This window comes from Microbacterium sp. HSID17254, assembly GCF_003989315.1.
Classification (GTDB): Bacteria; Actinomycetota; Actinomycetes; order Actinomycetales; family Microbacteriaceae; genus Microbacterium.
On the sequence record NZ_RBLT01000124.1, the window covers coordinates 1 to 992 of the forward strand.

The window sequence follows — 992 nt, forward strand, 5'->3', positions numbered from 1 at the left end:
GAGCCGCGCGGTGACCGTCGTGGTCGTACGGGCGGGCAGCACGCTGCGCAGGCCGAGCGCGGCGAGCCCACTGATCGCGGCCGCTCCGATGAGGACGAACGCCGGAGCCCGATCGTCGCCGGTCGCCTCGATCAGCCACTGGCACAGGCACACACACGTGCCGCCGACGACCGCGACGGGGATGTTGTCGGACAGCGAGACGCCGGTGCCGCGCGCGTGCACCGGGAACAGCGCGATGTAGGTGAGCGGCGCCACGCCGGGGTAGAAGGCCGGTGTCGCGCCCAGCAGGACGACGCACAGGGTCAGCGACCAGAACCCGGACGCGGCCGTCACCCCGGCCACCAGCGGGTAGGACGTCAGCGCGATCGCCAGCGCAGCCCCGATCAGTACCGGGCGCCGGCCGACCCGGTCCGACAGCCGGCCCGCTGCGATCACCAGCGCGACGCCGGCCAGCAGCGAGATCACGACGGCGCCGGTGGCCGTGACGGGGGAGAAGCCCAGGCCGATGCTGAAGGTCTGGACGTAGGTGAACGCGACGTAGAAGCCGACCGTGTGCAGGGTCGCCACGCCGACCAGCAGCAGGGCGCGGCGGAGCGGGCGGTCGACGGGCGGGGGTGGTGGGGAGTCGGCGTCGCGGACCGCGGTGAACTCCGGCGTCTCGCCGAGTTGGCTGCGCAGGTAGAGCCCGACGACGCCGAGGGGCAGCGCCAGGAGGAACGGGATCCGCCACCCCCAGCCCTGCATGGCCTCGGGGGTGAGCAGCAGGTTCAGGCCGAGGACGGCCGTCGCGGCGTCGAAGACCACCGCCCGCATAGTTGCTGCGCTCTTCACCACCACGACGTTCCACGTGTGGCATCCGCGCTCCTGGTCCCGCCGCCACCAGCGCCGCCACCCCCCACTGCCACTCCCCCCACCCCCCCCACATCAGAGCGCCTGCCCGATGTACGCCCACACCCGTCCCTCCCCGGGGCCACACACGCCCGCCCCCACAG

At 73.7% G+C, this 992-nt stretch carries 1 protein-coding gene; it reads right to left on the reverse strand.

The window, feature by feature from the left end; translation table 11 throughout:
• Positions 1–831, reverse strand: an 831-nt coding sequence (locus D8M34_RS18060; RefSeq protein WP_202976290.1) for an MFS transporter, incomplete at its 3' end; no start/stop codon positions are given.
• Positions 832–992: the final 161 nt, after the last annotated feature.